General features: G+C 45.0%; 18 protein-coding genes and 1 pseudogene. 13 read left to right on the top strand and 6 right to left on the bottom strand.

Features of this window, described 5'->3' with window-relative positions:
- Window positions 1-3: 3 nt before the first annotated feature.
- Window positions 4-1,239, bottom strand: coding sequence for a hypothetical protein (locus tag B9N89_RS04865; RefSeq protein WP_132316265.1), 1,236 nt, complete (start codon window positions 1,237-1,239; stop codon window positions 4-6).
- A 323-nt stretch (window positions 1,240-1,562) separates the two neighbouring features.
- Between B9N89_RS04865 and B9N89_RS04860 the strand changes: the two genes are divergently transcribed.
- The 10 genes and pseudogenes from B9N89_RS04860 to B9N89_RS04820 all read left to right on the top strand — a co-directional run bounded on the left by B9N89_RS04860 (window position 1,563) and on the right by B9N89_RS04820 (window position 15,752).
- Window positions 1,563-2,561 (top strand): LVIVD repeat-containing protein, encoded by a 999-nt coding sequence (locus B9N89_RS04860; RefSeq protein ID WP_132316267.1) that lies wholly within the window; start codon window positions 1,563-1,565, stop codon window positions 2,559-2,561.
- A complete protein-coding gene (locus tag B9N89_RS04855) occupies window positions 2,561-4,312 on the top strand; it encodes a pentapeptide repeat-containing protein (RefSeq protein WP_132316269.1) in 1,752 nt (583 codons plus the stop codon). Before B9N89_RS04860 ends, B9N89_RS04855 begins: the two co-directional genes overlap by 1 nt.
- Window positions 4,309-5,028: a leucine-rich repeat domain-containing protein gene (locus B9N89_RS04850; RefSeq protein ID WP_132316271.1), complete on the top strand. Its 720-nt coding sequence runs from the start codon at window positions 4,309-4,311 to the stop codon at window positions 5,026-5,028. Before B9N89_RS04855 ends, B9N89_RS04850 begins: the two co-directional genes overlap by 4 nt.
- A complete protein-coding gene (locus B9N89_RS04845) occupies window positions 5,025-5,930 on the top strand; it encodes a hypothetical protein (RefSeq protein ID WP_132316273.1) in 906 nt (301 codons plus the stop codon). Before B9N89_RS04850 ends, B9N89_RS04845 begins: the two co-directional genes overlap by 4 nt.
- Window positions 5,927-10,186 carry a S8 family serine peptidase gene (locus tag B9N89_RS04840; protein WP_159455149.1) on the top strand — a complete coding sequence of 1,420 codons (4,260 nt, stop codon included), beginning with the start codon at window positions 5,927-5,929 and terminating at the stop codon, window positions 10,184-10,186. The genes B9N89_RS04845 and B9N89_RS04840 overlap by 4 nt, the downstream gene beginning before the upstream one ends.
- Window positions 10,187-10,382: 196 nt before the next feature.
- Window positions 10,383-10,514: a hypothetical protein gene (locus tag B9N89_RS32125; RefSeq protein ID WP_268808678.1), complete on the top strand. Its 132-nt coding sequence runs from the start codon at window positions 10,383-10,385 to the stop codon at window positions 10,512-10,514.
- A gap of 218 nt (window positions 10,515-10,732) precedes the next feature.
- The gene (locus B9N89_RS04835; RefSeq protein WP_132316277.1) at window positions 10,733-13,489 is read left to right on the top strand and encodes a bifunctional aconitate hydratase 2/2-methylisocitrate dehydratase; all 2,757 of its coding nucleotides are present in this window, start codon (window positions 10,733-10,735) and stop codon (window positions 13,487-13,489) included.
- A gap of 410 nt (window positions 13,490-13,899) precedes the next feature.
- A complete protein-coding gene (locus tag B9N89_RS04830; protein WP_132316279.1) occupies window positions 13,900-14,814 on the top strand; it encodes a sterol desaturase family protein in 915 nt (304 codons plus the stop codon).
- Window positions 14,815-14,865: 51 nt separating this feature from the next.
- Window positions 14,866-14,934, top strand: a pseudogene (locus tag B9N89_RS32375) (mannan-binding protein); the annotation flags it as partial.
- A gap of 371 nt (window positions 14,935-15,305) precedes the next feature.
- On the top strand, window positions 15,306-15,752 hold the full coding sequence (locus tag B9N89_RS04820; protein WP_132316281.1) for a YqaA family protein: 447 nt from the start codon (window positions 15,306-15,308) through the stop codon (window positions 15,750-15,752).
- Window positions 15,753-15,791: 39 nt separating this feature from the next.
- On the opposite strand, the gene B9N89_RS04815 is transcribed toward B9N89_RS04820, so the two are convergent.
- Entirely contained in the window at window positions 15,792-18,665 is a 2,874-nt protein-coding gene (locus B9N89_RS04815; RefSeq protein WP_143478115.1) for a 7TM diverse intracellular signaling domain-containing protein, read from the bottom strand.
- Window positions 18,666-18,757: 92 nt separating this feature from the next.
- On the bottom strand, window positions 18,758-19,297 hold the full coding sequence (locus B9N89_RS04810; protein WP_132316285.1) for a CAP domain-containing protein: 540 nt from the start codon (window positions 19,295-19,297) through the stop codon (window positions 18,758-18,760).
- Between the two features lie 517 nt (window positions 19,298-19,814).
- Between B9N89_RS04810 and B9N89_RS04805 the strand changes: the two genes are divergently transcribed.
- Together B9N89_RS04805 and B9N89_RS04800 are read left to right on the top strand one after the other, a co-directional pair.
- Window positions 19,815-20,558 (top strand): Bax inhibitor-1/YccA family protein, encoded by a 744-nt coding sequence (locus B9N89_RS04805; protein ID WP_132316396.1) that lies wholly within the window; start codon window positions 19,815-19,817, stop codon window positions 20,556-20,558.
- Window positions 20,559-20,676: 118 nt separating this feature from the next.
- Window positions 20,677-21,186 carry a DUF1993 domain-containing protein gene (locus B9N89_RS04800; RefSeq protein ID WP_132316287.1) on the top strand — a complete coding sequence of 170 codons (510 nt, stop codon included), beginning with the start codon at window positions 20,677-20,679 and terminating at the stop codon, window positions 21,184-21,186.
- Window positions 21,187-21,257: 71 nt separating this feature from the next.
- On the opposite strand, the gene B9N89_RS04795 is transcribed toward B9N89_RS04800, so the two are convergent.
- Both B9N89_RS04795 and B9N89_RS04790 read right to left on the bottom strand, forming a co-directional pair.
- Complete coding sequence (locus B9N89_RS04795; RefSeq protein ID WP_132316289.1) at window positions 21,258-21,581, bottom strand: hypothetical protein; 324 nt, start codon at window positions 21,579-21,581, stop codon at window positions 21,258-21,260.
- A 119-nt stretch (window positions 21,582-21,700) separates the two neighbouring features.
- Window positions 21,701-21,985 carry a hypothetical protein gene (locus B9N89_RS04790; RefSeq protein ID WP_132316291.1) on the bottom strand — a complete coding sequence of 95 codons (285 nt, stop codon included), beginning with the start codon at window positions 21,983-21,985 and terminating at the stop codon, window positions 21,701-21,703.
- 351 nt (window positions 21,986-22,336) lie between these two features.
- Between B9N89_RS04790 and B9N89_RS04785 the strand changes: the two genes are divergently transcribed.
- Window positions 22,337-24,094: a chloride channel protein gene (locus B9N89_RS04785; RefSeq protein WP_159455148.1), complete on the top strand. Its 1,758-nt coding sequence runs from the start codon at window positions 22,337-22,339 to the stop codon at window positions 24,092-24,094.
- On the opposite strand, the gene B9N89_RS04780 is transcribed toward B9N89_RS04785, so the two are convergent.
- Window positions 24,091-24,675 (bottom strand): 2OG-Fe(II) oxygenase, encoded by a 585-nt coding sequence (locus B9N89_RS04780; RefSeq protein WP_132316295.1) that lies wholly within the window; start codon window positions 24,673-24,675, stop codon window positions 24,091-24,093. The two genes, B9N89_RS04785 and B9N89_RS04780, sit on opposite strands and share 4 nt — an antisense overlap.
- Between the last annotated feature and the right edge of the window lie 43 nt (window positions 24,676-24,718).

The following is a 24,718-nucleotide window of genomic DNA, read 5'->3' as shown; positions in this document are numbered from 1 at the left end:
TCCTTAGAATGTAAAGTCTACACCGACGCCAAACATCAAAGCGCCCGAGATCGGTTTATCACTTTCGAAAAGAACGTCATCCCCCTCAGGCTCCACTGGCTCAGTTCCTTTCACTTCACCATCATTTCTAGGCTTGGTAAGGAAAACGTGCTGTCGCTCCGTTAAGCTTACATAGAGGATGCTTCCAAGGCGCATCTTAACCCCAGCTTGCAGCTGGAATTGAACATCGCCATTAAAGTCAGTCACACCGAAATCGATTGGAAACAGCCAGTTGACATATTTACCCTGATCACCGGTGATTTCTGCTCGGTTTAGGTCTGTGAAAAGGCTAAAGGTTGTTTGGCTTGGGTATCCACTGTTCTTCCCTAGGTAGGTCACAGCAACACCCATATCACCTAGACCAACAAGTCGTTGACCTATGGAGATGCGCGCACCCATCACAGAAGGTAGCTTGCTGTCGTGGAAGGATGCGGACTGCATTCCGATTCCCATGACAACACCCGAGCGGGATGGGCCTTGGACTGTGGTTCGGTACTCTTTTGAAGTCAGTAGCTTTGAATCTTTGGTGCTGAACAGTGAAGTTTGCATGACAACTTCATCGCCATTATTATCAAGATTCACTGTCATATAAGCGTCAGCACCAATCTTTTCCAAGGCAAATTTTAGCTCATTGTTGTCTGCGAAGCCCTTGCGTATGTAAATATCTTTACCATCAGAGATGGCTCTTGGCTTAAAGCAACCAAAGCAACGAACAAACTTAAATGTATTTTTTGGCTTTGAAGCTTTTTTCTCAGAATCTTCATCATCCTTCTCTTTATCAGAATCTTCTGAAGATTCTTTGGCATCATTTTTAGCCTCTTGGAGGTCTTGCTCCAGACTGAAGACCATGTAGGATCTCAGGTCTGCTTCAAAGGCGCTGCTTTGGCTAAACTCAGTAACCACTACAGTGTTCGCGACGGAGCCGTAATCCTCAATGTCCTCTGCGAACTGCTTGCTTAGCTTATTGATCGCCTGGTAGCTTTTTGAACGATTGATACTATCAGCAGCAGATAGGATAGTCGGTATGAAGAAGGTCATGCCCAATAGCAGTGCAATTCTTTTTAAAGAACGTGAGAACATCAAGGTCAACTCCAGTTTAAGAACATCAACAATCAGCTTAGAGCGCTTAGTGCGCCGGTTGCTCGACAGTGTGCAATGCTTATTCCAAACTTCTAAACCTTTTGTCGAAATTGATTTCAATTTATGTCTCCATATATTCAACAGCTTAATAACTATGCCTGCTCTAATGACGGGTTCGCTGCCACATTCTGATGTGCACTCGTCAACAAGCTGATCAGCATGACGCAATAGACAGCATAGGGTCGTAAATTATTGCTATCAGTCAGAAAAAAAATATTAGGCATGTAATTACAGTTAGTTAAAAGAAGGTGTAATCTACTGCAATTTGTCGCAAGTTCTGTGTCTTACTACTGGCAAAAGAATTGCAGATTTTTGAGCAGCTGTTTTTAGCTGAGTTCCTGCGGTTCTGGTATTTGTTGAAGAAATTGTTGAACGGAAACAGAATGAAAATCATCTCATCTTTTCTATTAGTCTTTGGGCTTTTTGTTAGCTTTTCATGTGGAAAAAAGAAGTCTGACCCGCCCCCGGCCCCATTTCTTAACCAAGTTGCTAGTTATGAGACCAATTCTCCGGTGAATAAGATCCATATTTCCTCTAATTTTCTTGTTGCTTCATCACTCGAAAGCGACACTGTATTTAGATATGATGGTGCGAATCTAGTGAAGGAGCTAGGGCAACGACTTGATATCGTGAGCGTTGAACTAGGCCAAGAGGGGAGTGTATTTTTAGTTCCCAGGGACGCTGACACAATTCCCACTGAGTTACCTGCCATAGTTAACTACGATCATGTGCGATACCCCATCGCTCTAGCCGCTACCAAGGTGGAGCTTTGGCAGCGATCTGATCTTCTATATACATACATACGGGGTAAAGGCTTAGCTACGGGGACTGTAGATGATGACTCAAACTTTGTGCTTGATGAAGTTTTCTATGAGACTGGTAGCGTCAATCCGAGGCAATTGATAGTCCGTGATAGTAAGCTTTTCCTCCTCGATTTTGACAAAGGCTTTATTGCTTTCGATATAAGTGAACCCCGGCAACCGCGGTTATTATCGGAAACATATGTGAGTGCCTATAATAGCGCCATTCTTGAAATCAGCGATGAGATCCTGGCTGTTAGTACACTGCAAGATGGGATATTTTTCTACCGTTTTGACGGAGTCACATTCAATAAGGTTTCCGTCGCTCGGACTTCTGGCTCAGTACTCGACTTAGCGAAGATGGGGCAGAGACTGTTTTTGGTGGAGAGAGTGAGTCAAAGTGTAAGCCAAATAGCGTTGTTTAGCTATCAGAATGGTGTTTTTAGCTCTAACCCTGTCCTCGGCTATGCCGGTAGTCTTAGCTCAATACAAGGCGATCGATCTCGTAGTCAAGTCCTCACAGGTGATGAAGATGGAACCATCACGGTTTTTGATACCCTTGATGGGAGGGGAGCGCAGTGATGAAATCATATATCCTATTGTTAGGTCTTTTTTCTCTATCTTGTTCCCAGTATCAGGGTGGTGACAGTCCAGAAACCAACGGCAGATGCCCAAATATGTCCGCAAATCTAGTTGCATATGACTTCACTGGCAGAGACCTATCGGGCTGCGACTTTTCTGGTGTCAACCTTTCAAAAGCCAACTTTAGCGATGCGATACTTCGTCAAACGATCTTCGATCAAGCGAATTTAAGCGAATCAACATTCGCTAACAATGATGCATTCGAAGCTAGTTTCAAAGGTAGCTTCTTTAGGTCCGCAACCATCTCTCAAGGAAACTGGGTAAGAGCTGATTTTACGGGCGCTGAACTAAGTAACCTAGTTTGGTCTGGCTCGACAATTGAAGCTTCTAACTTTCAAGAGACGCAAGGATCAAATGTTCGTTTTGAAGACGTGACCATCATTCGATCCCATTTTGGCGATAGTGCATTCTCATACACAAAGTTTGTCCGAGGGGTGATTCAGGAGTCGTACTTCAATCATACTAGTGAAAACAAGGGTTTAGCCCAAGTGAGTTTCGAAGAGACCCGCTTGCATCGGGTAACCTTTGAAGGTGCTGTATCTTCCGGTTTAAATTTTACCAATAACAGCCAGTTTAGTTTCGTCGACTTCAAGGCGGCTAACCTCTCTGCCAGTAATTTTTCTTCAGTGTCAGGGGCCAACATTCGTTTTGATCAAGGGGCCATCACCAGCAGTCAATTCACTGGAGTAAACCTAAACTCTTCACCGATAGAGCCCATTGTCCAAGCTAGTCTTGAGGAAGAGCAACAGTTTTGGTCCATACCCGAAAGCTTCGAAGGTCTTAGCTTCAACCAAACCACACTGAGTAACACGCAATTTGCAAGCTCTATCATGCACGGAGCTTCATTTCAGAAAACTGTAGGTTCGATTCACTTTAGAAGTTCAGACATCTCCTCTTCCATATTCTCGGAAGCTGAGCTGCCACTGTCGACATTTAGTGAGGGAGCGAATCTTACCAATGTACAATTCAATCAGGCGGATTTAAGTCAGAGCCACTTTATCGGCTCAATTTTCAACGGTACTTCATTTCTTGGTTCGCAGCTTAAGGATGCACGTTTCTCAGATATCGTGGGTAGCCAAGCCGGTGACGCTGCAACAGGAGTCCTTTTCCAGGAATCTCCGATGGATGGTGTCAACTTTCACAGGGTTAAGTTTAGTGGCTTAGTATTCGAAAATGTAATTGAACTAAAAGGGCATATCTATTCCTCGGAGATGGTAAATAGCCAGTTTAATAACCTATCCGATTCAGTGATCAATGTTTTTAGCAGCGACTTATCATTAAGCTCATTTTTTAATAGCTCGTTGAACTTTCACGCTATCAAAAAGTCGAACTTCTCCAACATGACTAGTGATGGCTTCTCTTTTAACAACACAAAGCCATGGGAAGAGAACCAATTTCAAATCATGATCGATCATGGTAACTTCTCGGGTGCTGTCCTGAAAGGTGGCGTCGCTGACCAATTCTATCAGTGGATTTTTGGAGTTCAGTCCTGCACAGCATCAAATAAAGCCCTTACTCCATACGGAAGGTTAAGGCATCCTCAGGGCGCAAATGCACCTTGGAAGTTCTCAGAATCCATCCTTTCCCCCGCCGCAATTGATAATTTGAATTTGATGCAAATTCAAGCTACCTGCGGTAACTACCAGTGTGTAAAGAATGGTTCGAATCTCAATTGCTCGGTGATACCATGATGCTAAAAACTTTGATCTTCAGCCTCAGTCTCATTGTGCTACCTCAGGCTTTATTGGGCCAGGAGTTCTGCGATCATAACGCCCCGCTTAGCTTTAAAAAGACTCGGGACTTGATGCTAAGAGCACTAGCCGCCCACGAGGGAACTTGTCATGAAAAAGAAGAGTCTCTCCGCAAGCTAAAAAAGGTCGATTTATCTCAACAGGGTATTCAGGATCCTTCACCCCTTCGTGTGCTAGAACAGGTGGAAGATTTAAATCTCAGTAACAATAAGATTGAAAACCCTCATATAGTATTTAACCTCGCTCACCTTAGTTCGTTGAACCTGTCCCATAATCCTATTAAGAAACTTCGGGTAAGAAGCTTATCAAATATAAAAACCTTGCTTTTGGACTTCCTGGGTGGCGCAAAAAGAATTGGCGGAATGCGAAATCTCAGCTCTCTCAAGGATCTTTCTTTTCGAGGCAATAAGCTATCCAGCCTAAAGGTGTTTAATGAGATTCCCCAAAGCTTAGAGTCGTTGGATGTGACTCACAATCCATTGACTGATGCTGAATCTGTGATTAATTTAGCAAACAAAGTTAATCTTAACTTTTTCCTAAATGATCACATCTGCAAATCTAGAAAAGTAAAAGATAATTATGGAATTCAGCAAGGCTGTGTTCAATTAAAGAAAATAAAAAGCCAAAAATCGATCAAGGTAGGTAACGCCCAATGAGAAAACTTGCTTTTTTACTAATCATCGCAAGTATCTTTTCTGCTTGTAACAAACTAGATCAGGATGTTGAAACATCTGATGAGCTAGCTTTAGCAAACCGTAGTGAAATTGAAGAGCTCAATCGCTCAGTTCATGCCGAACGAGAGAATACACAGCAGACCGAGTTTGGTCTTGAGGGTGATGTTCGCTCTCTTCAGGATTGGCAAGAATCGATCAAGAATTCAGCTGCCAAATCACAGGCTTTTAATGACGCTATCGAAAATCAATTTAAGCCCCTATACGAGTGCCTTAACGAGGATGACAACGCAGAATGTCAGGTCTTGGAAAAAATCAAGTCGTGCTTAAGAGACTATAGTCGAGATGCGGAGAGCCGGTTCTGTAGATCTATTAACGAGCTTTTTAAGATTACAGATTCTCACAATGAAAGACTTTTAAAAACAGAAAGCTGCCTTGGAAACACCGAGCCTTTTAGCTTTAGTCAAAGTGCTCCCTTCGATATCACAGTCAAAGAGGATTTTCAGAATTGCTCTAGTTTAATATATATAGCAAGTTTCGCGCAATCCCTAGCGAGATCACTGCACCAGTCGCTACTGGACACGGAAAAAAGGCTAAATGATAGGATTAGTGATCTAAATACCCGGGTAACGGATTTAGAAGCTAAGTTAGAACGTCTTTCAAATTTAACGATTCTACTAGATCGACTGAGTCTTTTAGAAGATCAAAGAATGAATGAATCCATGGCAATATCGAAACTGGCAAAAGAAGTTAAATCGGTGCTATTTGCACCAAATGTGCAGGATAAGGTGGATTCAATTAAAGATATCAACAACAATACTGAACACTGCTACTTTACAGGTAATTCGGTCAATACTGCTCCAGAATGTACAGGACAAGTACCATGAAATTAGTTCTTCTCGCTTTGTTGTTTCAGGTCGTTTTCACTGCTTGTAATAAACAAAGTAGTGGCAATGGCGCTTCGAGTTATTCCACGGAACGATCCTTTCGGTCTTCAGGGGACAGACCCGAGTGCTCTGATGGCGAATGTCTTCCACCTGATGAAACAGAAGAGCAAGATTGCGATCCAGCAATAGACCCTACCTGTCCTTGCGACCCAGTGACAGACCCTCAGTGTGGAATCATAGTTGTGGATGGTATCTGTGCCGTTCAAGCTCCACAGTATCCATTCCTTGGCTGTGATGCATCTCCTGTGCCTTGGTACAAGAAAAAAACAGACGCTGATATTATGCAGGAAATGCAAGGCTCCCTACCTGAGAAGGTGGAGGTGGCTGTTCTTGATAGTGGCTATGAATACTACTCACAATTATCTCCTCGGCAGGCAATAAAGAGCCCCTATGCCGATGCAATGAAGGATGTTGCTTTTGCAATGGGTCGTGTCACACCCAGGGGAAGCCGCGTCGAGGCAACTATTGAATTGGATTTAAGCAATCCAACAAATCCACCGATCGAGTTGCGCGGTGAAAAACCAGTGAATGGATTTTTTGATACTCCAAGCCTTCACGGAACCCACGTCAATGGTATGATTGCGGGTTGTGGGAACAACGGTATTAGTCATAATTTGAAGTTAAACTCTTACCGCTTTGATCTTGGTGATATCTGCGATCCTACAGCTGATGACCTGATCGCATCCATCGATGCGATTTGTGACAAGGAGTCAAGTCTACCGGAGAAGGAAGACTTCAAAATTATTAACGTCAGTCTTGGCTCACTAGAAGATGAAGTTGATTATGACGAAGATGGTTTGCCTTCCAAAAAATTTCAGGAGGCTAAAGGACGATGGAAAGCCAAAGGCTGTATTGTCGTCCAGGCAGCAGGTAACTCATCTCATATGCGACGATACAACGTATCAAAAGGGGTCTATACAGCTTTCAGAAGTGCTGAAAGCCAAGTTAGAAATGATTTTGCTAGGCTCCAAGAGCCTTACTATGTGCCCCGAGTTGCCATCGACCAGTTTCCCAGCATTGACGTGATCTCTCAAGCCGTTCCTGAAGAAGCTATTGATGCTCATTTAGAGGTTGGAGCTACAGGCCAAGCAGGCCAGTATTCTCAGTTTTCGTCCTGGGGAGAGGTTCGCGCACCTGGTTCAGCGACCCCCATCTTCAATAATGTCTTAAGCGGTACAAGCTTCTCCGCTCCGTTAGTGACAGGTATAGCAGCGGAAGTGGGGGCGACGATTAAGTCCCAGAATAAGGCTTTTTGGACTTCCCTTACGCCACCTCAGAAGGTTGAAGTGGTTACCGGAATCATACAAAAGTCCAAATTCGGCGGTGTCGTGAATGGTCTCCGAGCCATTGGTTTGGCAAGGTTGGCAGCTAGTCAAAGCCTTACAAGCATACCAAAGTGGAGTTCCGAAGAATCTCAGGCAATCATGTGCCCTAAGGCCCTGAACGATCGCATGGAAGCCTGCCGAGCAACCCTAACAAATCTCGCGACTGGGTCTGAACTAGATGATCCTCAAGCTGACGCTTGTATCAAAAATGCCAGAGAGTTTGTGACACTCTGCCACCCGAAATCCACCCTCGAAGAGGAAAATAAATTTGGTATTATTAAGGAATTAGTTGAAGTTAGTATCCGAACTGAAGCCTATGGGCAAGCTATTCACTTCATGGAAGTTTTCTATGAGTCTTTGCTTGATGCTGGCCTAGATCTCGAACAGGCGAGGCTACAGTATCGAAAGTTAACCCCGGTCCTTTTCAATCTCGTGCAGAATCGATACGAGAATCGCTTTGGAGAGCGACTTAATCTTGAACTTGTCTTACTAAGACATTTGGTGATTGATGATAGCTTCCGGCCCGACGACATAACTCTGTTTCTTGAGCAGCTTTTCAACGGGGTAAACTTCAGACGAGAGATGATGAAGAGGTCTCAGCGGGGGTCTGAAGAGCGCATGCAGATGATCGTGGATTTGATTGTTGAGCTGAGCAAGTCGCAAAAGGGAGCAATATTGAAAGCTCTCAATACAACCGTGACAACTCAGATGCAGAATGAAAGCTTGATATGGCTCACAGGCCCCAATCAGTATTCGTTTCAGCCAATCCTCCGGCTTTTGGATGTATTGAGCCAGACTAACCTGGCATCCGATGTAGAAAGTCTTGAAAATAATCTGATGAGTAAGATCGAAGCTCAGACATCCTCGATTCCCACTGATCAATACTGGAAACCCTTAGCACAATATAAGCCGAAGCTAAATGTTGTTGGCCAGCCTATGCCTTGGCTCATCAACGTCGACTCTGATGATATATACCATCTTGATCTTTCCTATTTCTCGGGGCCAGCAAATCGTTTTGTTGAAAGCAATGGCCTAAGTGATCATACTTTGATTAATCTTTCCTGGATCTCTGCTATGGGTCTTACGAATCCTCAAGGAGTTTTCTCTCACGAAGAGTATCGGGTTGCGAAACGCTCTTACTTTGAGGCGGTCAACTGGGATGTTTTCGTCGACAAGCTCAATGAAATGGAGTTACCCCAATCTGAAAGGGAAAAGAAAGCACTTGATTATATTGGCGATCGTTTGATTCTTGGTGAACTATTTATCCGGCCTAATAAAGCCCGGTGCTTGCAGGAGCGATTAGGTGCGATTATGATGGATGCCCTGCCCGATTCATCGCTCATTAACTACGAAATTCCTTGTGAGTACCAGAGAATCAGTCAGGTAGCTGACGATTTAGTTCGAACGAAACAACGAGACTACAGGCAGTGTCTAACTCCTGACCTAGCAGCCTTGTATGGGCTAGATCCTAGGAAGGACGGACCTGATAAAGAAATATACAATTGCCAGCTATCAGGATCTCATACTTTAATTCCGCGCCTTTTCGATTCTATTGACGAGTCACAGATAAAACCTTTCGATCGTGAACTGCTCAATTTAGGGATGAGTAATTTGGCTGCCGGGTCTCAGATGCAGAAGACCGAGCTAACGGCTTACATGGAGTCTCTTGATGAGCCTTCACTTCTAATGAGCACTGAATTTGCTAACACGTTTGTTTCAAATGGTGGACCATGGCGTGAGCAAGAGGTTTTGAGAAAACGGGCTCTCGATCAGTTAAGTGTGATCATTGCTGGCATGAGCGATTTAACCCCCAAGTCTTTCCGCGAGATGCGACACGGAATCGAGATATTCACGCGATATTATGATCAGTTTGCTTCCCGAAATGAGGCGATACCCAATCACCAAGCGAGACGAAATGAAATCTTCACTGGACTCATTAACGCCCAGCGCAGTCTGCTATCAAACGAATTGTCGGTAGAACCTGTTGATCTTGCCATGAGCTTTAGGCGACTAAGGCAGTCAGAGATTTGCAAGGCTTTCGGAACCTCTGCTTTTGATATGATTTGGGAGACATTTCCTCTTACCGCCAGTAAAAAAGACGCTGTATTTATGCCTTTGGTTCTCGGACAGGCAGGTAGTGGAGTTGGGAACTATCGATACCTATACGAGGAAGCGCGAGCCTTTGCTCGGAGTTGCTGGGGACATGTGGAACGTTCGCAAGATACTTTGGACCCCGGTTTGCTATGTGACGAGACTAGTGCAGCGGCAGATATCATCTTTGTACTGGATCGGTCAGGTTCAATGCAGGGAGAAATTGATAACGTAAAGTTCTGGACCCAACAGTTGGCTGCGGAATTGCAAGAAAGGGGCTGTGCTTCAAGGCAAGGAGCCATAAGCTACGAGGCTTTTGTCGATGAAAATCGACTCTATCCAACATCTAGCCTCGAAGACTTCACTGAGTTTATGAGCGCGGTGATTGCAGATGGAGGCACAGAAGTCGGCCTCGATGCCATCGAGGTTGCCTTAGAGATGCTAGCCAAATCTTCCAGCCCTGATGAACACAAAAAGAAGTTTATCGTTCTGATTTCTGATGAAGAAAGCGTCTACGCAGATAACTTTTCATCCGATACGGGCAGATTACTAGATTTCTGGCTGGATAAGAAAGATCGGTATGCGAACACTTACTTTACTTATAGTGTCGCTAACTACGGCGGAGATTTAGGGCCGTTCGCTCAAGCCAATGGCTTCGGCGAAGCTCTCAGTCGCGAATTAGGGGGTACTCCTGTTCATCACTCCTTGGAGTTCCCGCTGAACTTCGATAACTTCGTATTCGATTTTAGCGACTATATAGTCACCGAACTAAATCGCTAAAGCCTCCTAGGCTGGGCCTGTAAATTCTGCCCAGCCATGATCTTCTTGGATATGCGAACTGCTTTATACTCCATTGCCAAACTTTGGGTTTGCCTAAGTCAACTTAGTTGATATGATAATGAATATCACTATCATAAATCGAGGTCCAATGGCGGAATGTGCTATTGGTCACGCGTCTAAATGGAGGAGAGTTTTAATGAGTAAAAACGACCTAATTGATGCCCTCACAGACTTCTTCGAAGCAAACAATACGGACATTGATCTTGAGGATTACACTTTTGAAGAGCTTGAATGGGAATTTAAGCGCCAAATTGGTGAGTTGTACTAGTCCCGCCTAGCAATGTCTTCCGCTGCCTGCCATTTGGAGCCAATCAGTATCTGCAATTTTGGTAGGCCGTTTTGCTTCTTGATTGTAGAAGTGACATTGTCAAATAGTCCAAAAAAATATCGTTAATAACTTGTCTATAAAGTGATAATCTGGGCGCGGTTATCGGAGCTAACTAGCGACGAACTGTGTTGTAACTGTTTTACAGACTGTGGAAGACAATGAGCCTTTATACTGAATACCTAAAAGAAATTGCCGAAAGAAAAACTCAAAACTTGCAGCCAAAGCCAATCGATAGCGGTGAACTGCTGGAAGAGATTATCTCTCAGATCAAGGACGCCAACAACGAACACCGTAAGGATTCGATCAAGTATCTAGTTTACAATACGATTCCTGGCACGACTGCAGCCGCGTCGGTAAAGGCGAAGTTTCTTAAGGAAATCATTCTTGGTGAGGCTCAGATTCCTGAAATTGACGCCTCGTTTGCCTTTGAGCTACTTTCCCATATGAAAGGTGGGCCTTCGATCGAGGTTCTCCTCGACCTTGCTCTCGGTGACGAAGCATACATTGCAAAAAACGCGGCTGATGTCTTAAAAACCCAGGTTTTCCTTTACGAGGCCGATACCCAACGACTCAAGGAGGCCTACGAGGCTGGCAATCAATTAGCGAAAGAGATCCTAGAAAGCTATGCCCAGGCCGACTTCTTCACAAAACTTCCAGAAGTTGATGAAGAGATTAAGGTGGTCTCCTTTGTAGCAGCTGAGGGTGATATTTCCACTGACTTGCTATCGCCGGGGAATCAAGCGCACTCACGCTCTGATCGAGAGCTTCATGGTAAGTGCATGATCTCCGAGGACGCCCAGGCCAAGATTCGTCAGTTACAGGAAGAGCACCCTGATAAAAGAGTTATGCTCGTCGCTGAGAAGGGCACGATGGGAGTTGGTTCTTCGCGTATGTCAGGTGTGAACAACGTGGCTCTCTGGACTGGCAAACAGGCTAGCCCGTATGTGCCTTTTATCAATATCGCTCCCATTGTTGGGGGGACCAACGGTATTTCCCCTATATTCTTGACGACGGTCAATGTTACTGGGGGCATTGGTATTGACCTTAAAAACTGGGTGAAAAAAGTAGGTAATGATGGCAAGGCTGTTCTTGACGAAAACGGCGATCCTGTTTTGGAACAAGTGTATTCTGTAGAAACAGGAACTGTATTCACGATCAACACCAAAACCAAAAAGCTCTACAGAGGAGATGACGAGCTAATCGACATTTCCTCAGCGTTAACTCCACAAAAACTAGAATCCATTCGAGCTGGTGGGTCCTACGCGGTGGTTTTTGGTAAGAAGCTACAGGGCTTCGCGGCTGCAACACTAGGCAAGGAGTTGCAATCAGTTTTTGCATCATCGAAAGAAATCTCACATGTTGGTCAAGGGCTAACAGCCGTTGAGAAGATATTCAACCGCAATGCTATGGATGTCACTGAAGGTAAGGTTCTTCATGCCGGATCTGATGTTAGGGTTAAGGTAAATATAGTTGGTTCTCAGGATACCACGGGCTTGATGACAGCCCAGGAACTTGAGTCTATGGCTGCTACCGTCATCGCTCCGACTTTGGACGTTGGTTATCAATCCGGTTGCCACACGGCTTCTGTATGGGATCGTAAGGCTCAGCAAAATATCCCTAAGTTGATGAGTTTCATGAATCGATTTGGTCTCATCACTGCGAGACACCCTGAGGGTAAATATCATCCGCTGACGGATGTTATTCACAAAGTTCTGAACGATCTAACAGTGGACGATCGGGCGATCATCATCGGTGGAGACTCCCATACGCGAATGTCGAAAGGGGTTGCTTTTGGTGCCGACTCGGGCACAGTGGCTCTAGCCTTGGCTACCGGTGAAGTCTCGATGCCGATTCCAGAGTCTGTGAAAGTTACGTTTAAGGGGGCGCTAAAGGATCATATGGACTTTAGGGATGTCGTTCATGGGACTCAGGCACAGATGCTCAAAGAGTTCGGTGAGAATGTCTTCCAAGGCCGGATTATCGAAGTGCATCTTGAAACTCTCCTTGCTGACCAGGCTTTTACCTTTACTGACTGGACTGCGGAGATGAAAGCCAAAGCTTCGATTTGCATCTCGAAAGATGAAGCCCTTATAGAATCACTAGAAATTGCCAAAAGTCGCATTCAGATCATGATCGACAAGGGTATGGATAACCATGCTGAAGATTTAAGAGGTCTTATTGCAAAAGCCGATCAGCGCATTGCCGAAATCAAGTCTGGCGAGGTGCCTGCGCTTTCGCCTGACGAGAGTGCGAATTACGCTGCTGAGTTCGTTGTAGATTTGGATCAGATCGACGAGCCGGTGATTGCAGATCCAGATGTTCATAACGAAGACGTTTCAAAGCGCTACACCCACGATACTTTAAGGTCCATTTCCTACTATAAAGGCGAAAAAACCGTTGATTTAGGCTTTATTGGCTCCTGTATGGTTCACAAAGGCGATTTGAAAATTCTCTCTCAAATGCTTAGGAACATTGAAAAGCAGCATGGCAAAGTAGAGTTCAAGGCTCCACTAGTTGTTGCACCACCGACTTATAATATTGTTGACGAACTAAAGGCTGAAGGGGATTGGGACGTCCTTCAGAAATATTCAGGGTTTGAGTTCGATGATAGCTCTCCAAAAAGCTCTGCTCGGGTTGAGTATGAGAACATGATGTACCTTGAGCGCCCCGGTTGTAATCTCTGCATGGGAAACCAGGAAAAAGCTGCGAAAGGCGATACTGTAATGGCTACCTCAACTCGTTTGTTTCAAGGGCGGGTTGTTGAGGATTCTGCGGAGAAAAAAGGGGAGTCCCTACTGGCGTCCACGCCGGTTGTCGTGCTTTCAACGATTCTTGGTAGAGTGCCGACTGTTGACGAATACAAGTCGGCAGTAGAAGGCATCGTCTTAACAAAGTTTGCTCCATCTGCCAAATAGAGCACTGGATTTCATCTCAAACTGATGATGTCCAGTCTAGGCCTCTCGTCTGATTTTCAAGCGTGACCAAACACCCACACCACGGTGCTGGGTTGGTCGCATCTCATAGTCCGGGCTAGAGGTCCCATTGGCTCATGAAAAGGCTCTCTCCTAAGTAGATTCCAGCAATCATTGAATTGTAAGTAATATTAGCGGGCTATAGGTTATGCTTTAAATTTCCTGTGCCGGAACTTCAAATTTTCCAAACAGGGAAAGAGATTTTTCAAGCAAATCTGTCACTAAATTGAACAACTGAATAAATGTTAGGAAGCCATCTCTGGAAAAAAGGCAATGATATTAGGTGGCCATGAGTCGAATGAAGTTTGCATTTGACGCCAGTGAGACTCACATATTTCGCTGGAGATTTGCTAATGGATTTTTTGTTCAATTTGGATTCCCTGAAGGTGTTCGGTCTGTTCTTTCTTCTGGGAAGTCAGATACTCGATGTCTACCTTAGCTTTCGCAGCCATAGGATCAAGATAAGCAGGGGGGAGACTCTTGCGAACTATAAAGTCATGGCTCTGTATCTTGGTGCCAGGTTATTGATTCTTGATGCCTTGGCGTTCTTCATGTGGAGTGGTCTGAATCAATGGAGCCCATTCGGGGTTTTATCAATGGACTCAGGGCTGGTTTGGCTTGCAGCCTTTATTCTTGTCGACTTTGTTTACTACTGGGATCATCGTTGTGGTCACGAAGTAAATGCCGTGTGGGGCTTCCACAGTGTGCATCATAGCTCAAGTGAGTTTAACCTCAGTGTTACAGGTCGCCTGTCATTTATTGAAGCGGTCTATCGTTGGATTTTTCTAGCGCCGCTTGCATTGATGGGGGTTCCAGCTCTTATGATAGTAATTATAAAGATTTGGTCACGAATATATCAGGTTTGGGTCCATACTAATCTAGACAACGATCGCCTTGAATGGCTTTCTAGAATTTTCGTCACTCCAGGTTTGCATCGTGTTCACCATGGTTCGAATCAACAGTACCTGGACACTAACTATGGTGCTATTTTTTCAATTTGGGATCAGATGTTTGGGAGCTACAAAGTTAAAGATGAGCCCATCGTCTATGGATTAGTCAAGCCTTTGGAAAGCCAAAAAGTGATGGATATCAACTTTCATGTGCTGCGAGAGTTGAGGGATGACTTGAAAAAATCACCGTCTTTAAAAGCTAGCTTCAGCTACCTCTTATCAAAACCAGGAACGATACTTGTTGATTGCGAACAAGAACTAGATCTACCCGAAGTATATGAGAGTCAGGACGTAGAGCTCGCGGAAAAACAGGCTTAGCATCTTAAAGATTTCCAGACAAGGGTAGGGGCGAGGGCAGTCCTTGTAGGTGGTCAATCCACAGGAGGTTGGTGGACGACTGTTCCGGGTCAAATGTCTGTTTGTCAGTGCAACTGCTAGAGTAGCTTTGACATGAATCCAACCTGAATACCTTGAGGGGAGCTTACTACTCCCTAGCTTCATTATCTCTTCGACTTTGGTACACGCCTCAAATGAAAAGGTCATCAAGCTATCATAGATACAATAAAAAAGACTTTGTTTTGGGATTTGTCTTTTTTAGCCTAGCGAACTACTGTTGGTTTTCCAATTGTGCTTCAACTCAGGGGATCATGATGGCTGATCAGGCAGGCGGCTTGACACAACAAGGATACGATTAAACACTCGATCTATCGAGCGGTTCGCTCCCGCTGGATGCCATTTTGGTTGGTGGTCCTTTCGTTTCTTGAGAATACAGTACTTTTTATAGCTATTGAGCCACTTTTATACCTATCATGGCTCGCCGTCATCGAGAAGTATGGCTGATGGCTGGAATGCTGACTCTTGGATCTGTTCTAGGTGGAATTGCTGCTTATGGACTTGCCTATTCGATGTTCGAGCCTATTCTAGAGCCTATCCTTAAATACTTTGAGCTGTTGAAAGAATTTGAGGGGATAAAAGCCGATTTAGAGGACCAATGCTACTGGTCTCTTTTTCTCGTTGGAGTGACTCCTGTTCCGTTCCAGTTGGGGACTTTATCAGCTGGACTGATCGGCATGAGGCTTGACGGCTTTATTGCTGTGATTGCGATCTCTAGAGGGATTCGTTACTTTGGGCTTGCTGCCCTTGTTCGGGTGTTTGGCTCTAGATTAGAGAAAATATTAGATCGCTACGAAACGCCTCTGATGATAGGGTTTTTGCTGATTTTTGTGGGTCTGATAGTCTATTCTTTGGCCTCGTGATCGAGGCACTGCAATTCATTGAAGACAGCTTAAACAAGGCTATGCGACGTTTTGCTGGCCTTTGAAATCTTTATAACGGGCGAAGAGATTCTGAGGAAGTTCAATGAGAAAGGCGAAAGAGCGATTTTGTCTCCCGGCGATAGGTTGGTCGAGACTGATCTCGATGGTGCCTTCAGCATCTTCGATGAACTTCTTAATGGCACCCATGCCCACTCCCCGACCTGAAATATCGTTCACTTGCTTGGCGGTTGAGAATCCAGCGTTGAAAATACACTGTGCTACTTGGTATGGTGTTCCTGCATTGTCTTCGCTCAGGACACCTCGATGGATGGCCATTTTAGAAATCTTTTGTAAGTCAAGGCCAGCTCCATCGTCGCGATAGCTGATGGTGACTTTTGAGGTTTCCCAAGTCATCCTTATGGAAATGTTGCCGACGGGATCTTTACCAATGGCACTCCTGACATCAGGAGGTTCAATGCCATGGTCCATAGAATTTCTGAGAATATGGACGAATACCTTGCGAAGAATATCTTCACCAACGGAGTTCATGTAAATTTCATTGTCTTCTATCATCAGTCGCGGATTGTTTTTGCCTAAGTCCTTAGCCAGAGCGGGAAGAACTTGGCACGATTCTGCGATCACTTGCTGGCGTCTAAGATATAGCCGCTCAAATATCGTCTTGTGCAAGGAGAGGTGATCATTGCCTAGGCTGATAGGTTCTTCGTTTTCGAATCGAGTCATAAGGTGAAGCATCTTTTCTACTTCAGACTCGCTAAATTCGATGTGTGGCTCACCATCGAAATCCCTTCCTAGCTTATTCTTACTCAAGTTCTCGTATGACCGAATGATATCGACGACCTCGTCAAGGTCGGAGTTCATCTTATCGATGCTCCATTCAATGTTTGCATCTGTTTGCAAGGTTGCATAGTATTGTTCAGTTTCATGGAATACCTGTGTCATCTTTTTGAGGTACAGAGATCTTGCGGCTCCTTTCATAGTATGCATATTGATAAATAGAACCTTGAGGGCTTCCATATCTTTTTCTTGTATACTTTTTGAGTTAATAAGCTTTCTATTTTCGCTGACAAACTCATAACAGTCATCTATAAAACGCCTGAATTTTGCAGGATCTATGTTCAATAGCTCGCCTATGAACTGAAGGTCTTCTTCTTTAGTTAGGGCTTCTTCTTCTAAGGATCGTATAAGGGTTACGTCTCGTACTGTAACTAGGATCTTGTTGACAATATCGTCGTCGTTGACAATGGGGTTCCAAGAGAGTTCTAAAATCTGAGATTCACCGTTTTTGTTTTGGCGCTCTACTTCATAAGGTAGGCCGTGGCTATTGGTTTCAAAAGCCAAGAGATCTTCTCCCATTGCTGCTACGAGAACATTTTTAGCCAGATTCTGTTCATTGGAATCAAGGTGACTCTGTTCAAAAAGCAGGCTACAAATATTCACGCCTTCGAAGCTTTCAGCATCAAATAGGACTTTCATGTGATCTGAGATATCGCCATGAATCTCCAAACTGTCTCCTTGAATGGCAAATATTCCCATTTCAAGGTTGGTCATGAATGAGCGGATATCCCTCGTTTGCTCTTCGACACGTTGCTCTAAGGTTTCATTGAGCTGTATCACATGGTCACGCTCACTCTTGAGGTCGCCAGAAAGCTGACGAATCTTGCGCTCCGAGCGGCTAACCCTTGTAAAAGCATTTGAAAATCTTTTTGCCAATAAAAATGATTGGCAAAAGATGAAGGCGAAGAGGCCGGTAGCTCCAAGAGGGATAGACTGGATCAGGGCTCTCGCTAATGCCATGTCGTTCACTGTAGAAATTAGTAACACAAGGAGTCCCATAAGAAATAGCCGAGCCCCTTCGATTCTCTGAAACACGCCTTTGATGGATGCTTTAAATATAAATATCATACTAATGAGGGCTACAACCTGAGCGATGACGGACAAGTTTAAGAAGACCTTAGTCTCAAGAACAAATATAGAAGCGAGATAGACCCCTTTAAACCAGGCGACTGATTGTATAAATCGTCTCGGGATGGACCGAGGGATAATTTCGTTGGTAAAATATAGAAATGAGGGAATTGAGAGAAGCCATAGATTGAACAGAAAAATTTGCTCTTTGGACGTAATGTGGGGAAGAAACACGATTATGGGCCGACCCCTTGCGACCAAGGTGTAAGCAGCGATTAAAAGACAGCTTGCTCCAAAGTAAGCGGCAGATTTTGATTTACGACGAAGTGCAAACAAGCAAAAATGATAGATCCCCATCATAAAAAGGCAGCCGATTAGGAACATAGTCGACGCGGTTATCTTCTCATTCTTAGCAAATATGACTTCGGGTGAACCGATTTCGATGGTCGCCTTGGCTAAGCCAGCAAGGAACATATCATAGTTAGTTACTTGTATCGTTAAGTAAAATGAGGGATTCTCGGGTTGAAAGCTAATCGCTCGTTCTGACAATTGCATTATGTGTTGGTCAGGTTTGTCTGCAACTTTGCCAATATCTAGAATTTTAAGATCGTCGATGAAGATCCTAGCTGATGAGTAAATTGTGGGCCAACGAATCGCTAGAGTTTGAATCTTGTCAAGATCTACCCGGATTCGATAGGTACCATAGCCATAGGTGCTCCGTTGATCAGATCGCCCCCAACTTCCCGGAACCTCAATAAAATCCTTAGAATCTATATCTGAAAGGTCATCAACGGCCACTCCGGGTACCAATTGCTGCCAATAGAACTCCCACTGCCCGGATAATGGAATCACCTTGCCGTCGGAAAAATCCGAAGACCTTAGGTCAGCGACTCCTTTGACAACATTGTGGCTTTGGGCCACGGCCCAGTTCGTTCGGAACAGGTAGCTAATCGCTAAAATCGATAGCATTACCCGGTATATTGGTGGCAATTCTTTGTGACCTCCTGAGGGAATTATCGGAAAGGATCACAAAGAGTAAAGGGTCTTGGGGGAGGGAGTTATAACAATCACTCAGACCTGCCTTAGTAAAAGAAAAGTTGGGTGCCGTAGTACCCATTACCTTTGGCGACGATGCCCACCCCGATAGAACTATGGTTGCCAAGCATATTTTGCTGATGGCCCTTGCTATTCCACCACATTTGGAAAAACTGCTGACCAATGGCTAGTCCCTCTGCAGAGGAGGAGTAGGTCATAGCAACGTTTTCAGCGGAAAGGAACTCTTCAAAATCTGGGTACATTGATTGAATGGAGTGAAGCCTTCGCTCTGGAAAACCATCATGGGAGATTTGGCTAGCAGACGCCTGCTGGTCGGACCATACCCGTGCACCGTAACTAAGTTCTTCTGACCAAGAGAGTGGGGCAAGCCCTAGCTCAGTTCGTTTCTGGTTCAGAGCGCGTAAAACTTCTGCCTCTGCCTGGCATGTGACTGACTCGCAGTTTTTGCTCTCTACGAGGTCTGCCTGAGGAGCCGTCCCATCAGGAGCCTCATCGTTGCTAGGACCGTTATTTGAACCGCATGCGACGATCAGGCTAAGAAGGGTAAGTGTAAGATAAGGTTTCATAATGATTCCATATTTTGATTCTTTTTACGCCTAAATGGCATGCTTATCCTACCACTTAGGGGTAGGGCTAAACAAGAGCATTAGTTGCGAAATCTGGGATTTGCCTAAAAATCAGTCTTATGGGCGTGCTAACAGCCTGATAAGTGGAGTTAAAGTGCTTCTATTCAGCAACAATATACATGTTAGTGATCGTTCTAATTCAAAGCCTGGAGTAGGTAGGACTTGCAATATTGTCGGCCTTGATTCGTCTCGTAGGTGTAAGGGGGAATGAATGAAACAGACAAAATATCTACTGAAATTTTTAGCGAAACATACGGACCTATCCATTGTAGTCACATTTATGATGGTGGTAGGTTCATTTTTATACTTTGCATAGCTAGCCAACCCTTCACAGTCCCCTAAAGTCATCGGCCTTTTACTTACGATTCCATTGCGATGTTCCGATAGCAGAGCTAAGATAGAGCATTGAAATGGTTATAAGTACCCACCTCGAAGGTAAGGAAGGTTTTCAACAATGATGAGATCGGGAAATCCGGCATTAAAACAAGACACGTTTTCAGTTCCCTACTCCCAGAGAAGCACAGATGTCATGACTCTGAATGGAACTGTTAATAAGTGCTTCATATCTGGAATGATTCTGCTGATTGCCGCCATGTTTGTCTGGGAGCGTTTTTTCGGTCAGGCGGAACCAGTCCCTCCTATGGGCTATATCTGGGGAGGTTCGATTGGAGGGTTTATCGTTGCCCTGGTTACCATATTCAAGAAGCAGTGGTCGCCATATACAGTGCCTCTCTATGCGGGTCTTGAAGGGCTATTTCTTGGTGGTATTTCAGCAATGTTTGAGCTTAGGTTCCCTGGAATTGTCGTTCAGGCGGTAGGGCTCACGATGATGGTGTTTATTGCCCTTCTGATGGCTTATAAATCTGGTTTGATCAAGGCGACGGAAAATTTCAAGTTGGGAATTACAGCTGCTACTGGTGGTATCGCCTTGTTTTACTTGCTGCAGATTATTTTAGGGTTTTTTGGTGTTACAGTCCCTTATATCCATGAGTCAGGAGCCATAGGAATCGGTTTCAGTTTATTCGTTGTGGTCATTGCAGCATTGAATCTTGTCATGGACTTCGATTTTATTGAAGCAGGTGCCGAAAGCGGTGCTCCAAAATACATGGAGTGGTTCGGTGCATTTGGCTTGCTTGTCACTCTCATCTGGTTATATCTAGAAATCCTGAGACTCTTGTCTAAGTTGCAAAGCCGTGACTAAAGAAAAGGGGAGAAGCAAAGTGTGCTTTTCCCTGTGCTTGTGCATTGCAATGGCTGATTGCGTTGGTAACGGAAGGGGCCTAAGATAGGGTTTTAAAAACAAGATGGAGCAATCTACGATGACACTATCTATGTACCAAGCTTCTGTGCCGCCGGTTATCCATGGGTTTGCCAACCTCATCAATATCTTGAATAAAGGCCAGGAGTATGCTGATGCCAAGGGCATCGATCCTTCCGTTCTCCTTGGTAGTCGTCTCTACCCTAATATGTTTCCACTGTTGAGACAGGTTCAGATTGGAACCGACATACCGCGACGGGGGATTGCGAGACTCGCTGGGGTGGAGCCAAGCAAACGGGAGGATAACGAGACCAGCTTTCAAGACCTCATCGATAGGGTGAATGATGCCAAGAGCTACATTAGTGACTTCACTCCAGACCAGATCGATGGCTCTGAAGCAAGAGTTATCGAAGTGCCTCTTCGCAAAGAAACAATGACCTTTCAGGGCCAGTCATTTCTTCTTTCCTTCTTGCTACCCAATTTTTACTTTCATATAACCACTGCCTACAACATTCTTCGTCATAATGGGGTTGAGCTTGGTAAGGGAGACTTTCTCGGTGCTCTCAAATAAATTGTGGGTTAGTCGCACGGACCAGATCTTGTAAGGTGAGAACACGCTCGGGAGAGCGTGTTCTAGATAAACTAGGAAAGCTGTCGCGCAGAGTCAGCTAAGAAAGCCGTTGCTCCCATGATCAAAGCGGAAAGAAACGCAGTCATATTTGTCTCCAATAGGGGAGGTAGCCCACTTAACTGGATTACAATCAACCCTAGAAGGACTGCGAGAAATACCGATGACCTGAGCACTAAGGTGTCCGATAGTATTACTAAAAAGGCGGTGATCAGGGCTGAAGCCAGAACCACGTGATCCAGCGCGACGGAGCCGTGTAGGTAGTAGTCTGCTCCCAGAAGTGCCATTAATATTAGGAATATAGGCCAAAACACCATCGGTGAAAGATTCTTCTTCATATAATATCCTTAAATCCATAAGATTTTTCGCAACGGGTATACGATTGGGCTCAGCAAGGCTCATCTGCCCTAAATTGCTGATGTTTCAAACCCAATGAGACAAAAAAACAATGTTTCGATTAGGATTTAGGTGGGGCTCGGATCGATAGGCGCCGACATGATTGGGAATACACTATTGGAGAACTGTACTCTGGAATCCCTAAGCCGCGGAAGCAAAGTTCAGGCGCAGCCAGGATATTGGTGCCCAAAATATCGTCTTCAAGATGATCTGGACCAACATCCGTTTTAGAGTCGTATGATGTTAACTCAAGGTAGAAAAGCTCTTCGAAAGAGTCTGTTGGCACTGAAGCCTGGCTTGCAAGAACCAGGATGATTGCCGTGATTGTTCGAAAAAGCTGAATCATCGTGCCTCTGTTAAGCAGCTTAGTTCCGTTCGCCTATCGGTTTTTCGCAGGCTGCCCTTGAGCCGATTATAGGGGGTAAGCTCTCCTTCGTCACGAAAAATGTAGGTAAGGCCTTGGGGTAATTGATGCTAAGCCTGGAGTGGGAGAGTTATGGGGTGGCATTACTCCATTGTGGTTCTCGGCTCTGGGCCGAAGGTCGTTTATTGGCCCTGCGGATGGCCTCCAGTCGCCAAAAAAATCATGACAGTAAGTTTCAGCTCATTATTGCGTAGCGCCTGCAGTTATGTTAGGCACTTGACAATGGCCCTTAAGGCTGTCTTCCATTCACTCCACTTCAGAAAAACGGACACCATGAACTATTTGACGTCGTTCTTTAACAAAAAAGGAAAAGAATTCGGACTTCGCTATCTTATCTTAGGCGGAATCATTGGCTGTGCTGCTGGTTTGGCGGCTGTAGTATTCCACTACGCGATTCTCGAAGCGAGTGAATATTTGATTTTGCCCTGGTTGGCAGCAATTGAAGCAGAGGGGCTTACAGCTAGAAATATAGGTTTCACCATCATGATTCCCACAGTCTGTGGGATACTGGTTGCCTATATAACTGAGCGTTTTGCTCCGGAAGCCGAAGGCCATGGTGTTCCAGAGATTATGAATGCAGTCGTTTCCCACGATGGCGTGATCAAACCAAAAGTTGGGTTGGTTAAGTTTCTCTGTTCCACTCTTTCTATAGGCGGGGGTTTTTCAGTGGGGCGCGAGGGTCCCACAGCTCTGATCGGAGCAACACTGGGCTCTTGTTTTGGTCAAGTTCTTCGATTCAACCGTAAGCGGATGAAGTTGGCTGTCGGTTGCGGCACCGCTGCTGGAATCGCTGCCACTTTCAACGCGCCGTTAGCTGGTACAGCATTCGCATTGGAGCTCGTCGTTGGAAATCTCAGCCTTGTGTATCTTAGCCCAATCATATTTTCTGCGATGATTGCGACCGTCATCACGAGGAGTATCGCAGGCAATAATCATGCACTCTTCTCGGAGTTTAAGTTCATCTTACAGAGCCCTAGTGAGATATTACTCTATTGCTTCCTTGGTGCCATTGTCGGACTAGTGGGACTCGCTTATACTCGTACACTATACTTTTTGGAAGATAAAGCCAGCAAGCTTCCGTTTCCTCGATGTCTAAAAGGAGCTATGGGTGGATCAATCATGGGAGTGACACTTCTCTTTATTCCTGAGGTTGCTGGTCCTAACACTTGGCCTGTTATCCAAAGTTTTGTCAAAATTACCCCAAGCGACTTTGATCGGATCATGTGGCTGGGGTTGATCTTGGTTGCATTTAAAATTCTGTTCACATCCTTAAGTCTTTCCCTAGGAGCTTCGGGGGGAGTCTTTGCACCATCGCTGGTCATCGGCGGAGCCGTCGGCGGACCATTTGGAATCTTGGTCAATCGACTTTGGCCTGGTTTGGCGGATCATCCGGGAGGCTACGCGCTTGTTGCCATGGGCGCTATCGTAGCAGCCACGACCCAAGCACCCATGACTGCGATTTTTATGATCTTTGAGCTAACTAACGACTATGAGATCGTGTTGCCTTTGATCATGGCCTGCGGCTTCTCCATGGCAGTTCATAATCATCTGCAAAAGGGCAGCATCTATACTCTTAAACTGCTCCGCAAGGGAATCAACTTGCAGTGGGGGCGCGATATTGGAGTTCTGCAATCCATTCTTGTAAATGAAGCGATGAAACGAGAGAGCGACGCCATCGATGTTGATGCTTCATATAGCGATATAGTATCTACCATGAGAAACATCCCTAGGCGCACACTGCCAGTTGTTGACCGAAAAAACACGCTGCTAGGAGTCATAAGCAGTGCAAGTTTGATGCATCAAGATCATGATGCCAAAGGAATTACAGCAAGAGACCTCATGGACCCCGATGCTGAAGTTGTAACGCCAGATCAGAGCCTTTACGTTGCATTTGAGACCATCACCGATGGTGACTACAGCTATTTGCCCGTCGTAGAAAGCCGAGAGAATCCCCGTTTGCTCGGAGGGCTTTATCGGCAGGAGCTTCTGCAGCTGTATCAGAACCAGTTGAACCTTCGCGGGATCTATTAGAGTCTTACGTCCTGGTCACCCTTGTAGAGTATATCTGTTCGCAGAACATACTTAGGATTCTGATCAGGAGTTCGACCTTCATGCCATAAGTCGTGTTTAAAAATCAGACAAGTTCCCTGCCTTGGGGGAACCGTATGATCTGCCCTTCTTTCTCCACTAAAGAATCTCTCATTATAGAAAACTGTTTCCCCCTGATCAAAATCGTCATTCAGGTAAAATAGGCAGGTGTAGCGAGATGTGTACTGCGGATGAGATTCGATAGGATTATCAGTATGAGGTTTGAACGACTGACCTGGTTCATATCTATAAAACCGAAAGTTCTCATGCAACCCTTTTATATCGTTGTTGTGAAATATTTTCGGTAGATTTGCTTTACATCGATTCCAAAGGGTCTTGGCCAGTGTTTCATCTTCAAACTCAACACGATCATTATTTCGAATACCAGATCGTGTCGGAACACAGGATGTGCAGAGTTCCGATGGTTCAAATCCAAGTGTTTCACTGCGGTCAATTAGCTCCTGGCATTCAGTCTTGCTAAGAACCGCATCCACCAAATAGATATCTTTTGCAATTTCTGTCATAGTAAGTACTCGCTAATAGTTGAATAATGTCATCGATTCAACT

It is taken from the genome of Pseudobacteriovorax antillogorgiicola, from assembly GCF_900177345.1.
Classification (GTDB): domain Bacteria; phylum Bdellovibrionota_B; class Oligoflexia; order Oligoflexales; family Oligoflexaceae; genus Pseudobacteriovorax; species Pseudobacteriovorax antillogorgiicola.
This window is presented reverse-complemented; position numbering and strand designations above follow the sequence as displayed.